General features: G+C 38.9%; 17 protein-coding genes and 1 pseudogene. 12 read left to right on the top strand and 6 right to left on the bottom strand.

What is annotated here, in order from left to right:
• Positions 1-317 precede the first annotated feature (317 nt).
• From CYO90_RS09660 to CYO90_RS09640, 5 genes are read left to right on the top strand one after another with little or no spacing between them, the layout of a single operon-like run.
• On the top strand, positions 318-716 hold the full coding sequence (locus tag CYO90_RS09660; RefSeq protein ID WP_021090254.1) for a phage protein GemA/Gp16 family protein: 399 nt from the start codon (positions 318-320) through the stop codon (positions 714-716).
• A 3-nt stretch (positions 717-719) separates the two neighbouring features.
• Positions 720-905 (top strand): hypothetical protein, encoded by a 186-nt coding sequence (locus CYO90_RS09655; RefSeq protein WP_021090302.1) that lies wholly within the window; start codon positions 720-722, stop codon positions 903-905.
• Positions 902-2,116, top strand: a complete 1,215-nt coding sequence (locus tag CYO90_RS09650) for a hypothetical protein (RefSeq protein WP_103579345.1) — start codon at positions 902-904, stop codon at positions 2,114-2,116. Before CYO90_RS09655 ends, CYO90_RS09650 begins: the two co-directional genes overlap by 4 nt.
• Positions 2,092-2,409 (top strand): hypothetical protein, encoded by a 318-nt coding sequence (locus CYO90_RS09645; protein WP_103579344.1) that lies wholly within the window; start codon positions 2,092-2,094, stop codon positions 2,407-2,409. The genes CYO90_RS09650 and CYO90_RS09645 overlap by 25 nt, the downstream gene beginning before the upstream one ends.
• Before the next feature lies 1 nt (position 2,410).
• A complete protein-coding gene (locus CYO90_RS09640) occupies positions 2,411-2,836 on the top strand; it encodes an HK97 gp10 family phage protein (protein WP_103579343.1) in 426 nt (141 codons plus the stop codon).
• Positions 2,837-2,846: 10 nt separating this feature from the next.
• On the opposite strand, the gene CYO90_RS09635 is transcribed toward CYO90_RS09640, so the two are convergent.
• From CYO90_RS09635 to CYO90_RS09615, 6 genes are all read right to left on the bottom strand, one after another.
• Positions 2,847-3,329 carry a hypothetical protein gene (locus CYO90_RS09635; protein WP_103579342.1) on the bottom strand — a complete coding sequence of 161 codons (483 nt, stop codon included), beginning with the start codon at positions 3,327-3,329 and terminating at the stop codon, positions 2,847-2,849.
• A gap of 62 nt (positions 3,330-3,391) precedes the next feature.
• A complete protein-coding gene (locus tag CYO90_RS09630) occupies positions 3,392-4,945 on the bottom strand; it encodes a terminase large subunit domain-containing protein (protein WP_103579341.1) in 1,554 nt (517 codons plus the stop codon).
• Positions 4,946-5,257: a hypothetical protein gene (locus tag CYO90_RS09625; RefSeq protein WP_103579340.1), complete on the bottom strand. Its 312-nt coding sequence runs from the start codon at positions 5,255-5,257 to the stop codon at positions 4,946-4,948.
• 9 nt (positions 5,258-5,266) lie between these two features.
• Positions 5,267-5,593 (bottom strand): competence protein CoiA, encoded by a 327-nt coding sequence (locus CYO90_RS09620; protein WP_103579339.1) that lies wholly within the window; start codon positions 5,591-5,593, stop codon positions 5,267-5,269.
• Positions 5,594-5,641: 48 nt separating this feature from the next.
• Entirely contained in the window at positions 5,642-5,788 is a 147-nt protein-coding gene (locus CYO90_RS10305; RefSeq protein WP_002942392.1) for a hypothetical protein, read from the bottom strand.
• Between the two features lie 99 nt (positions 5,789-5,887).
• Positions 5,888-6,901 (bottom strand): phage portal protein, encoded by a 1,014-nt coding sequence (locus tag CYO90_RS09615; protein WP_103579338.1) that lies wholly within the window; start codon positions 6,899-6,901, stop codon positions 5,888-5,890.
• 137 nt (positions 6,902-7,038) lie between these two features.
• Between CYO90_RS09615 and CYO90_RS09610 the strand changes: the two genes are divergently transcribed.
• The 7 genes and pseudogenes from CYO90_RS09610 to CYO90_RS10680 form a co-directional block, all read left to right on the top strand.
• Positions 7,039-7,800 (top strand): XkdF-like putative serine protease domain-containing protein, encoded by a 762-nt coding sequence (locus CYO90_RS09610; protein ID WP_103579337.1) that lies wholly within the window; start codon positions 7,039-7,041, stop codon positions 7,798-7,800.
• Entirely contained in the window at positions 7,800-8,528 is a 729-nt protein-coding gene (locus tag CYO90_RS09605; protein WP_258030726.1) for a phage capsid protein, read from the top strand. Before CYO90_RS09610 ends, CYO90_RS09605 begins: the two co-directional genes overlap by 1 nt.
• Before the next feature lie 13 nt (positions 8,529-8,541).
• A complete protein-coding gene (locus CYO90_RS10620; RefSeq protein WP_002942364.1) occupies positions 8,542-8,721 on the top strand; it encodes a hypothetical protein in 180 nt (59 codons plus the stop codon).
• Positions 8,722-8,731: 10 nt separating this feature from the next.
• Positions 8,732-8,920 (top strand): hypothetical protein, encoded by a 189-nt coding sequence (locus CYO90_RS09600; RefSeq protein ID WP_103579336.1) that lies wholly within the window; start codon positions 8,732-8,734, stop codon positions 8,918-8,920.
• Positions 8,902-9,189, top strand: a complete 288-nt coding sequence (locus CYO90_RS09595) for a putative phage tail assembly chaperone (protein WP_103579335.1) — start codon at positions 8,902-8,904, stop codon at positions 9,187-9,189. Before CYO90_RS09600 ends, CYO90_RS09595 begins: the two co-directional genes overlap by 19 nt.
• A 242-nt stretch (positions 9,190-9,431) precedes the next feature.
• Positions 9,432-11,297, top strand: coding sequence for a phage tail protein (locus CYO90_RS10300; protein WP_181000245.1), 1,866 nt, complete (start codon positions 9,432-9,434; stop codon positions 11,295-11,297).
• Positions 11,298-11,354: 57 nt separating this feature from the next.
• Positions 11,355-11,479, top strand: a pseudogene (locus CYO90_RS10680) (cell surface protein); the annotation flags it as partial.

Raw genomic sequence — 11,479 nt, 5'->3', positions numbered from 1 at the left:
GCCTTGCTCCATCTCGAACCAAGAAGCTAAGCTCGTCCTGGCTGATGATACTCTCCCTTACTGGGATGTTGGAAAAGTAGGTCGTTGCGGGCTTTGTTGTTAATCTGCTTTAATTTTAAATGTTTAATCAATTATTTCTTTATGTTTTTATGTTCTCATATTTTTATGACAATAACCTTCTTATGCTTATTTTTTATATCTGTTTTAAATTTTATACTAAATTTAACTTTATAAGTTGCAGTTTATAGTTAGAATTTATGTATTAGGTTTTAGGCCGTGGATTTTAGAAAAACATTTATGGTTTAGAGGCTTATAAAATGAGCAAAAAAGAAGAAATTTATAGAAAGCAGCTTTTGGCGATCATCCATACGCACCCGTTTTATAAACACGCAAAACAAAATGACGCATGGGGAGAATTTTTAAGCGCTTGGGACGTAAAAAGCTGCGCGCAGTTAAAAGTAAAAGAGCTTATAAATTTAATAGCCGTTATGGACGGTAAAGATAATCCAAAGTCCAGCACAGCAGAGTTTGCAACGCAAAGTCAAATATATGCCATAAAATCTCTTTGGCAAAGAGTGGCTAATGATAAAAGCGACAAAGCCTTGCTATTTTTCATAAAGCGGATAACTAAAAATTTATACCTAAAAATAGAGTATATAAAAAAGAGAGAGGCCTCAAAAATACTTATAGTTTTAAAGAAGATGGAGAATAAATAAAAAATGCTTTGTCCTAAATGCGCATGCGAAAAAACGAGCGTTTTAAAAACGATTAAGGGACTAAAAAACATAAGAATGAGAAGATGCGAGGGTTGCGGATATAGCTGGATGACCGAAGAAAAGCCCATAAAAGACAAAGAACTAATAGAATACGCCGAATATATAGAGCGTATCGAAGGTAAAAAATGAGATTTTTGAAAGCTTTAACTAGATACAAGATACTAAAATCAAGCGACGATATAGAGTTTTTGCTACAAAACTACACCGCTGTGCAGATAGAAAAACTAGAAACCATAACAGCCGAAATTTTAGCTATTAGCACCGAAAATACGGACAAAGAAACCCTAAAGAAGCTACTTTTAAATAAAGCCAAAAGCGCAAACATAGATGTGCTTCCTAGCGATCTTGAAATTTTATATATCATCTTATCCAAAAGAGCTCTAAAAAAAGTGGCTGAAAGCATGAATAAAACTCTAGCGTTCGTTTTTGACGAGATAGACGCGGATGCGGTGGATGCGATGAGAAAGAGCTTTTATTGGATGGGCAAAGAGTATAACGAAAATCTGCAAAACAGGCTAAAAGATAAGATCGAGGGCGTTTTTAAAGGCGAGATAGAGCTTGATGAGATCGGCGCGGAGTTAAAAAGAGAATTCGGCTCTATTTTAAGCGCGGACGAGAGCTATTTTAAAGGCGTGAGCGATCACATAGCATTGCAGGCTAGAAACGTCGCTACCGTAACGCAAGGGGCTAAATACGGCGTAAAATATTATAAAATTTTAGCTATTATGGACGCTAGAACGACACAAATTTGCCGCTCTATGCACGGACGCATAATCCCAGCCACACATCTTGAAGCACAAGCTAAAAAAATACTAAATGCAAACGACCTAGCTAGCAAAAAAGCGGCCGCAGCGTGGAAAAGCGACGCGTATCTAGGTAAAAGCGATAAGATGGATAGTAATTTCGGTCTTCCACCTTATCACTTCCGCTGCCGCACGGAAGCCGTGCCGGTATGGGTCGACGAAGAAGAGATAGATGGCGTAAAGATGAGAAATACGCAACCGCTTTACGAAAATGAGATTATAAAACATATAGATAAAATGGGTGTTGAGAGATATGCAAACAAAAAGACTTACAATCACTCTGTAAGTTCATCAAAAAGAAACGTAAGCCCAGCAGATACTATAAAAGCACTCAACTCTATCTTAAAGATAGCTCCACACAGAGGACATGCAAACAGAAGCGTAGCTGTAAGCCAAAACGGCTTTTTTATGGTGTTTGATGGTGATTATTTATATAATATATTTAAACCGAGCGATAATCTGGAAAGATATTTTAAAAGAAGCGCGGTTTTAGATAAAGCGGAGATTATAAAATGGAAATTTGCAATATTTGCCTAGGTAACGGCTGGACGATAGAGAGCGCTAAAAACGCCAGTTTGGGTAAAGGTATGGAGATTGAAATTTTTGCTCAATTTGAAGTGCTTAATGATGATATTACCTGGATTTATGACATTGTCCTCCCAAGCGATGAGGCTATAAGTGAATGTAAAAAGATCGCCATGTTTAATAAAACTTGTAAGTTTGTTGTTTATGATCTTGATAAAAGTGGCGACAATTGGATAAAAAAAGAGAGTTTTAGCGGTACTTTTATAGACGCATTAGAATACATAAAAGAAAATTTCAAAGTATAAAATGAAAAATATCGACAAATATTTAAAAGACTTCCTTTTTAGAGTGGGTTCGGGCGTAGCGCAGGTCGCCAAAGAAAAAACAGCACCTATAAGAACAGGCAATCTCAAAAGAGACATAAGGGTGTTTGAGGCAAACGCTAGTGAAGTGAAAATAGGCAATACCTTAAAAATAAAATATGCCAAATATGTCCATAGTGGTACAAGAGCTTATACTATAAAACCCAAAAATAAAAAAGCTTTAGCCAATAAAAAGGCGGGATTATTTTTTGGTAAAAAGGTAAAACACCCTGGCATAAAGGCAAATCCATATCTGTTAAACGCTTGGAATATCTACAAAAACGGCGGCTTGAAACGCGCCAGCGACGAGCTAGCGCAAAATGTAGGTAAAGAGATAGTAAAAGAGATAAAAGTGATTTTAAAAAATTAATAAAACATAGTTACTCTGTCGCATCTCCAACAAAAAGACTTTGTTTGATATACTCGCCTTCAAAATTTTGTCTACTATCTATAAGATTATGAATTTCAACCAAATCTAACCATTTCGGTGCAGGTGCAGGCAGTATTTTTAAATCCCCAAGCTCCTTGTTTGCGCTTTTAAGCATAACCCCGCGATGCGTTATGGCCTTTCCGTTTATCGCATAAACATCAAAACCCCCGAATTTATTCGTCGCGGTATCGTCTACGACGTAAACTCCGCCCTGCGTATGATCGCCCCCCGCTTCAAAACATTTTATAAACAAATAGCCCTTATATTGCGTGTGGGCACACCTTACCGGGTTGTATTTTTTGTAATAAAATATATACATATTTGTAAGAAGCTCTTCGTATTTTTCTATATCTGCCTTAATATTTTCATCTTTGCTTTCACATCCGCAAAATACAAACATACCCATAAGTAAAATAACCAAAAACCTTTTCATGCCACCCCTCTCTTTTTTTGTCAAGTAAGCTTATCTTGGTTTAAAAAAAATATATCAAATTTTTAAATAATATACGCCTTGCCTCTTTTGTCCCTTACCTTTTCAAAGTAGCTAAGCGCGAGAGCTAGCGCCCAAAAGCGGTCTGCGTGTCCGTGTTCGTTGCGGTCGCTGTCATAAATAAAGCTTTTAGCGCCCGCTTTTCGCTTTATGGCGTGAAGATCGGCTATTAATGCCGGGTCGTTTGGGATGATTATGCTTTTATCTTCAAAGTGTTTTTTTAAATTTAGAGCCATAGCCTCTTTGCTACTTTGCGTAAAATAGACCCCTTGCACCCTTGAAGGAAAGCGCCTTTTTACCTTTTCGGCTACGCTCATACCGATACCGGTTTTATCTATCTTTTGCATAGCTAAAGGATTAAACCGTAAAAAATCGATGAGTAAATTTTCTTGCGCCTCAAAGCTTGCTTTGGCGATAACGTCTAGCACGCTTAGCTTCTTTACGCCGCCTTCGTCGTATACGGCTATATGAGCCGATCTATCTTTCGTGCGGCCGACGTCAAATCCAGCGTATTGCGGGACACTTTTAGCTGGAAGTGCTGGCGCATAGTCTTTTATACAGCCTTTTATAAGTTCCACGCTTAAAAGCGCATTTTCGTCGTCTATGAATTGGCACTCATACGCGCTCGCCCACGTATCGGCGTCAAAAAGATCGCGCATAGTTTCAAGATCGAAATTTAGTCCGTCCTCTATGGCCCTGTAAATATCTACTCTATGTCTTGAAAACATATAGTATTTTATTTCGTTGTCAAATAGCTCGTGAAATAGCGAATTCTCTTCAAACGGCGTAGATAGGATAGTGAGGCGACCCGCTACCGCGCCGATTGAGGGCACGAAAGCATGCCAGATTCGCTTTTGATTTGGATACCAAGCGAACTCATCCATCCAAATATCGCCCGTAAAACCTTGCACCGTACGGAAGTTATGAGCCATAACCCTAATCGTAGCGCCGCTATCTAGGCTTTTTTCGTATTCGCTATTTTTAGCAAAAAGTATGCCGAATTTCTCGGCCCATCCGTCTAGGTAGTTCATTAAAATCCTAGCTTGCTCTTCGCTCGCGCTCAAAAATAGCTGGTTGCGTCCCGCGACGGCTCCAAGCAGCGCATCTAGGCTTGAGGCGTATGAAAAACCTATTTGGCGGGATTTTAGCACGATACGAAACTGAGACGTGTCATTGATAAAATCTTTTTGATAACCGTAAAGCCCGCCCTCGTCCATAGCTTTAGCCTTTAGGCTTTCATAGTCTGCGTTCATTATGGTGGTAGGCTTTTTCTTATTTTTTACCTTCGCCTCTTTTGCCTTTTGACCTTCAAGGCGAGATAAAGACGCGGAGAGCATCGCTATTTGTTTTGCTTTGCTGTCGCTGCTTTTGCCTTTGCTAAGCTCTGCGATTTGAGCTTTTAAATTTTGAGCGGTTAGGCGGCCTTGCTTATCCTCTTTGCCTTTCCAGCGCGACAGAGTAGATACGTCGATCTTGTATTCTTTGCTGATTTCAGACAATGAGTATCCGGAGGAGATTAAATTTAAAACGAGTTCTTTCGTCTGCTTAGAATACGCCATTTATTCATCCTCCAAACAAGAGCGCATAAAATCAAGCGTGAAATCGAAATTTAGTATATCCACGCCCCGCTCGTCGGTGGCATCTACGCTTGAGTTTTTAAAATTTAAAAGAGGAGTTAGACCCATAAGCTCTTTTAATACAGCCTCTCCAGTGCTAATAGGAATAATAACGGTCAAGACAGCTTTATACTGCGCATGATTAAGCGCGCTTCTTTCGGAAACGAAAATTTTAAAATCGTCTTCGTGTTTTAAAATTAATTTTTCGCAAAACGCGATTAGCTCTTTTTCGGTTGCGATGTTCTCTACTTCCATACTCTCTCCTTAGACGGCGGCATAAAAATATCCGCTCGTATTTTTCTTCGTCGTAAGTTTGTAAAATTTATCCATCCAATACTCCTCCCACTGCTTAACGTCTTTAAAAGTATCTAAGCTCTCGTCGTATTCGTTTGCGCGCTGCTGGATCTTAAGCCAAAGCTTCTGACCTAAAAGCGCTAACGTATAAAAAGCGGCGGCCTTTGTTTTATTCGCCTCTTCTACAGCGTATTTGCCTATCTGGGACTCTGCCATTTCTATATACGGTATTATCTCGTCGTCGGCTATCATTTTTAGTTTGTTATAGCGTCTAATTTCATCTATGATATTTTGCATCTTATTTTCCTTATTTATTTTATACTCTGCTCTGCTTTGTTTGAGCGATTAAACAAGTTCTAAAATCATATACACTTCGCTCAAAGTCGCAGAGTCGGATACATCGCTCGCATCGCGTTGATATGCTCGCTCACTGGTTTTTGGCATAAACGCAAAGCAGTTTGCGTTTATGCTTCGCCTTTGGCTAGCAACCAAAAACCACCTTCAAAACGCTTCAAAACGGCTTCAATTTCAACGAACGTATTTTAAAGATACGTTTGCATTGTTTTACTATTAAAACGGCTTAAAACGTTTTTATTTGTTATAACCCAAAATTCCGCGCGCTTCGTTTAGGCTAATTATGCCGCTGCTTACCAGCCCAGCTACCAGCTCTCCGTCGTCTTTAAAGTTGCTTACATCGATAGGCTTAAGCTTGATAGGATAACCGATACTATCGAAAAACCACTCTATTTGCTCTTGTTTTGGGATGATCGTAAGTTCGTTAAAGCTGTGCAGCTGTCCGGTTACCTCTCCGCTGCCTCCAAGCTGTCCGGCGGTCATTACTCCGACCATTCTAGGCGGTACTCCGTGCGCGGCTATGATCTCGTCTCTATTTAGGTTTTTAAGCTTTTCAAAACTAATATCGCTTACCTTGCTTAGATCCTCGATACGTACTTTTGCGTTATCGCCGTTTGCGGTTAAAACCAAAGTTTTGTGCGCATTGCCCGTCCCTTTAAAATTCGAGCCGAAAAATTCTTTAAAGGCGTTAAGCTGCATCTCATCAGGCTCTGAATTTTCAAAGATTATGGCCGTATCGGCTCGGGCGGAGTTTTCAAAAAAGGCGTTATTAAAGCTGTCGGCTTTTTGATTGGTTAGAATTGAGAGCATAGCTGCTAAATAATCAGGCTCTCCGTAAAACCTAGAGTTTGGAGAGTAATAATATAAGTGCTTGGCGTTAAGCGCTATTGATTTATTGTTTTTTACTTGAAATATTTCTTTGCTTTCGTTTACTCTAGCTTCGATAGAGGGAAGTATATAAAGGTTTTTACCCGCAATTTCAACAAAAGCATTTCCAAAAATTTCAAGATTTAATATAAACGCATATAAAAAATCTTTGGGCGTCATAGCGCCACCTTCAAGCTTTGAGCCATCTTCTATATTAGACAACAGTGATGCTTTTAATTGCACAGCTCGCCTGTGATAGGTATTAGCGTAAAAAAGACTTAGCAATCTATCAAAGCTAAAAAACGGCTCTATTAAGCCTTGTGAGTCTTTGCTTTCTTCGGTAAGCTGTGCGCTACCTTGCGCTGCTTTAAAAATTCTATCCATATTTATCCTAAAAATTTTTAATCCAATTCTACGATAAAGATTTTTCGCTTTCTAGCAAGATAAGACATATATGTCTTATTTAGGTTTTTAAAAATCTTATTTTTGGCAAAAATGGCGGAAAAAATAAGGAGTAAGTAATGGCTAGAGAGATAACTGATATGCAAATCAAGTTAATTTCGCTGGTATCAGCAGGTGCCAACAATAAAAAAATCATCTACAAAAATGAGAATTTTAACGAGCTGTTAAGAGTCGATTTTAAAAAGAGCGATGCAGAACAAGGAGTTGTTTACGGGATAGTTTATGCCCCAGACGAAGTGGATACGCAAGGAGATTTTGCAAATGCTGATGAAATCAAAAGGGCTGCTTATAACTTTATGAAGGGATCGGACCTTAGCTACTGTATAGATGTAAATCATAATTTTAATATCGCAGACGCCTATATATGCGAAAGCTGGATAGTAAAAAGCAAAGATAAATTCTTTAATGAAGAGGGAGCGTGGGCGGTAGGCATCAAAATAGAAGATGAGGAGCTGCGAGAGATGATAAAAAACGGAACGATAACTGGACTATCAATGTATGGCAGTGGAGTGATAAAGGGGAGCGAAAAAGAAGATGTCACAAAAGGCGGCGTGATAGCGGCGCTAAAAGAGTTTTTCGGCTCAAGCGAAAATTTTAAAAAAGAAAGTTCAAACAACAAAGGAGAAACAATGGATGAAAATAGAGTTGCCGAGCTTGTAAAAGCTGACATTAGTGCAAATGACGCAAGGCTTGAAACGCTTGAAAAATCAGTAATCGAGCTAACCACTAAACTTGATGCGATAACAAGCGAGTTAAGCAAATCAAAACAAGACGTAACAATCGAAAAAACGCAAAATCACGCAAGCAAAGGAATACTATAATGGACGGATTAAACGATATTTTAAAAGGCTCTATGAATGCCACTAACGTTACTCTCTCGGGCTCACTTACACCTGAGCAATCGCATAATTTTATAGACGTTATTAAGCAAAATAACGGCTTTTTGCAAAAAATCCATACTGAAAAAATGGGTAGACTTACTAAAGAGCTCGACGCATGGGACGTAGCAAAAGGAATTTTGGTGCGTGTAGCCAGCGGCGAAAAACCAAATGACTCACAAAGATCGGCTTTAAGCAAAGTAGGTGCAAAGCTAGATGCCAAAAGCGTTCAGCTATTTTCTCGTATCTTGCAAGATGCGCTAGAAGACAATAAGTCAAATCCTAATTTCGAAAAAGAAACGTTTGACGCATTTGCCAAGGCTTTCGGTAACGATTTAGCACTTCTTGGCTTTACCGGAGAGAGTGATACTTACGACGGAACTTTTAAGACGCTACATAAAGGCTGGCTACAAGTGGTCAAGGACTCTAGCGACGCAGTTAAATTAACCTATGCAGCATCAGAAAAGGTATCAAATAGACTGAGTGCATTAGTTGGATCTATAGACCCGGACATTGTAAGTGAAGCTAGAATTTTGATAAACCCTTCCGACGTTCAGGAATACAACAAAGAGCTAAGCGCGCTAAATTCGCCGCTTCGAGCTAAGCGCGCTAAATTCGCCGCTTCATCTCGTTCAAGGCGGAGCCAACCAAATACTTGGCATTCCGTTTGAAATAACTCCTCTTATGCCAAAAGGCACTTATCTAGCTACTCCACTTAAAAACTTAGTTTTAGGAGTAGTTTTAGACATCCGTCGTAACCGCTGGTATGACGCTGAAGAGCGAGCCTTAAAATACGTATTTGATGTATTTACTGATTATGAAGTAGTCGTTAAAAAATGGGCTAGCCTTATGAGTAAGGCATAGAGGAGCGAGCATGATGTACATAGCTAAAGGCAATATATGCGTAAAGGGAAATTTCGTTAAAGAGGGTGAGACAATCACCCTTAATCAAAATGAAGCTAAAAAGTATTTGGACGCCTCAATGATAGAGGTTTTTGAAGAAAATGACTCAAATACACAGTCACAAGATCAGGGCAACTCCGCATGCAAGGCGAGGACGTAAATATAGACGTAGGACAAATAATAGCAAATATAGGCAGTGCGGCGTTTAGTGGAGTTGAGAATTTTATTTTAAAATATGCTAGCGTGATAAATGCAGAGGGTGGCGAAATATTATTAAGAAATATGAGCCAAGCCGAAACGCATTTTAACGCCAACAGAGGCGATTACGCACAGCTTATTTTAGAGGGGTTAAAATACCATTTTTTAGACTTCTTACCCGCTGGGGCAAAATCCTTAACGTGTATAACAGCCTACCTAAACAAGGCGTAAAAAGCGAGTTTGATATAGATTATTTGGTGTGGCTACCGATTATAAAGGGTTATGCCACACTAAACGACCTACGCACTATTTATGACCTAGAGGACGCAATAGCGATGCATGAGGTTATTATCGAATTGCTAAACGAGGAGCGTCGAGCCTTAGAAAAACAATAAGGCTCACTCCTCTATTTCTACACACAAGCCGAAAAATCAACTCAAAAATGCTCTAATATGCCCCTAAAAGGATATATAGTGCTATTAGATGAATTTCTCTACAAAATCGGATTTGATGTTGATAGTGGCAAGATAAAGCAGATAGAACAAGGGCTAAAAAATATCTCTAGCCTAGCCAAACAAACAGCCCAGCCTATAAGCGACGCCGTAAGAGCCGGCATGGAAAGAAATGCCGAACTAATAGCGAAATTAGAACAAGCCAAAAATAAAGGCGTAGAGTGGTGCGAGGAAGCTAAAGGGCAAGCCGAGGAACTCACTACTAGTTTTCACGAAGTGGCAGAAGCAGAGGAAAAGGTCGGCGAGAAAGCAAAAGAAGCAGCGAAAGAGACTAAAAAGCTAACCGAGAAAAAGCCAGCTATCAACTTAAAACAAGAATTAGGCAATATAAGAAGTAAATTTATGCTAATAGGTGCAGCAGCGACAGCGGCTAGCGGCTTAATAGCTAATTACTTGACCGTGCCTTTGCAAAAAATCGAGGAACTAGCAAAGAAAAAAGATAGACTATTTAATATCACACAAGCCGAAATAATTCAAGCAAAAGAGTATCAAGATCAACTACAAAAAACAAAAACGGCGGTGCAATCAATCGTAACCCAAACAGCATTAAAGCTAATCCCAGTCGTCAATCAAAGCCTAAAAGGCTTTAACAACTTCTTGAGAGCTAATAAGGCTTTAGTGGTCGAGGGTTTAACTAATGTCTTTAAGTGGATATTGAAGCTAGGGCAAGTATTTACAAACACGTTTAGATTTTTAAATAAAGTAATAAGTAGCACGATAGGCTGGAAAGCGGCGTTATTAATTCTTGTTGGTATCTTAGCAGTCGTTAAACGTGCAATACTAGCGGCGTTTTTAACCAACCCTATCGGTTGGGTAATTTTGCTAATAGGCGGTCTTATTTTACTAATTGATGATCTAATGACCTATTTAGACGGCGGCGAAAGTTTATTTGGTGACTATTGGAAGCCGTTTATCGAGTGGGGCAAGAAAGCTATTGCATGGTTTAAATCGGTTAAGCCAACGATAGAACAAGTGCTTAATAATATTATGGCTATTTTTAGCGGAATATTTAACGCAATACTAGGTATTTTTAAAATTTTCATAGGTATTTTTACTGCCGATTTTGATTTGATAGAACAAGGCTGGGACGAGCTTTGGGACGGAGTAAAAACCACCTTTGAAGCTTGGGTAGAAACTATTGAGATGATAGTCGCTGCCTTTATTGACGTGATACAAAACTTTTTTAGCATTGCGTGGAAATTTATATCAGCTGGCTTTGAAAATTTAGGCAAAGTTATTATGAAGCCTTTTGAGCTTGCCTTTAAATGGATAAAAGATCAATACAACAAATATATAGCTCCGATCGTTGATGCGGTTAAAAACTTTGATATAGGTCAGACTGCTAAAGATATGTGGGAGGGAACTAAAAATTTATTTGGCTTTGGCAACGATATGCCAAAAGCAGCGATAGCGACGCAATACGCAGATAATAATAGAAATGTTAAAAAACTAGATGCCGCTGGTATGAATGAGATTAAAGGAGGCCTAGAGCTGAAAGGGCCTTGGAAATTTTCATATAATGAGTCTGGAGCATACGCAGTAATAGAAGAAAACAAGGGCAGCAGATATATAAAAGAAGAATATAAGCAAGGATTAGGTGCATATAATCTTCCTGGTTATTATCTTGCTTACACTGTCAAAAGAGAGATAAAATCTAGTCGCTATGGCAGATATCCTCTTTTTACCTATAGTGCTGCAGCATATAACGAAAAAACTGGAGAGTATCATAAGATATCTAGCAGTTTTGTTCTGAAGAACAACGCAGTTGTTAGGCAGCTAAGAGATAGTTTTAAGAGAAGAATGGAATCTGACCTAGGCGGTTGGTAAAAATTTAAGTGGCCTACAAATTTTATTGTAGGCTATTACTTTCAAAGGAATTGAAAAATGATAACTAGCATAAACGGACTTAGCAACACACCGATACAAGATAACACTATCCAAAAAGAAAATACAATAGAAAATGTAGCCAAAAAAGGCAAGCAAGACAAAAGCGTTAGCGAAGAGAAATT

Origin of the sequence: Campylobacter concisus, from assembly GCF_002913745.1 — a bacterium.
Classification (GTDB): domain Bacteria; phylum Campylobacterota; class Campylobacteria; order Campylobacterales; family Campylobacteraceae; genus Campylobacter_A; species Campylobacter_A concisus_R.
The sequence above is the reverse complement of the archived record's forward strand: the minus strand, read 5'-3'. Positions and strand labels throughout refer to the sequence as shown.

Bases quoted from the DNA above. Each gene is read 5' to 3' on its own strand.
- CYO90_RS09660 (WP_021090254.1), top strand. From the start codon at position 318: ATGAGCAAAAAAGAAGAAATTTATAGAAAGCAGCTTTTGGCGATCATC.
- CYO90_RS09655 (WP_021090302.1), top strand. From the start codon at position 720: ATGCTTTGTCCTAAATGCGCATGCGAAAAAACGAGCGTTTTAAAAACG.
- CYO90_RS09650 (WP_103579345.1), top strand. From the start codon at position 902: ATGAGATTTTTGAAAGCTTTAACTAGATACAAGATACTAAAATCAAGC.
- CYO90_RS09645 (WP_103579344.1), top strand. From the start codon at position 2,092: ATGGAAATTTGCAATATTTGCCTAGGTAACGGCTGGACGATAGAGAGC.
- CYO90_RS09640 (WP_103579343.1), top strand. From the start codon at position 2,411: ATGAAAAATATCGACAAATATTTAAAAGACTTCCTTTTTAGAGTGGGT.
- CYO90_RS09635 (WP_103579342.1), bottom strand. From the start codon at position 3,329: ATGAAAAGGTTTTTGGTTATTTTACTTATGGGTATGTTTGTATTTTGC.
- CYO90_RS09630 (WP_103579341.1), bottom strand. From the start codon at position 4,945: ATGGCGTATTCTAAGCAGACGAAAGAACTCGTTTTAAATTTAATCTCC.
- CYO90_RS09625 (WP_103579340.1), bottom strand. From the start codon at position 5,257: ATGGAAGTAGAGAACATCGCAACCGAAAAAGAGCTAATCGCGTTTTGC.
- CYO90_RS09620 (WP_103579339.1), bottom strand. From the start codon at position 5,593: ATGCAAAATATCATAGATGAAATTAGACGCTATAACAAACTAAAAATG.
- CYO90_RS09615 (WP_103579338.1), bottom strand. From the start codon at position 6,901: ATGGATAGAATTTTTAAAGCAGCGCAAGGTAGCGCACAGCTTACCGAA.
- CYO90_RS09610 (WP_103579337.1), top strand. From the start codon at position 7,039: ATGGCTAGAGAGATAACTGATATGCAAATCAAGTTAATTTCGCTGGTA.
- CYO90_RS09605 (WP_258030726.1), top strand. From the start codon at position 7,800: ATGGACGGATTAAACGATATTTTAAAAGGCTCTATGAATGCCACTAAC.
- CYO90_RS10620 (WP_002942364.1), top strand. From the start codon at position 8,542: ATGCCAAAAGGCACTTATCTAGCTACTCCACTTAAAAACTTAGTTTTA.
- CYO90_RS09600 (WP_103579336.1), top strand. From the start codon at position 8,732: ATGATGTACATAGCTAAAGGCAATATATGCGTAAAGGGAAATTTCGTT.
- CYO90_RS09595 (WP_103579335.1), top strand. From the start codon at position 8,902: ATGCAAGGCGAGGACGTAAATATAGACGTAGGACAAATAATAGCAAAT.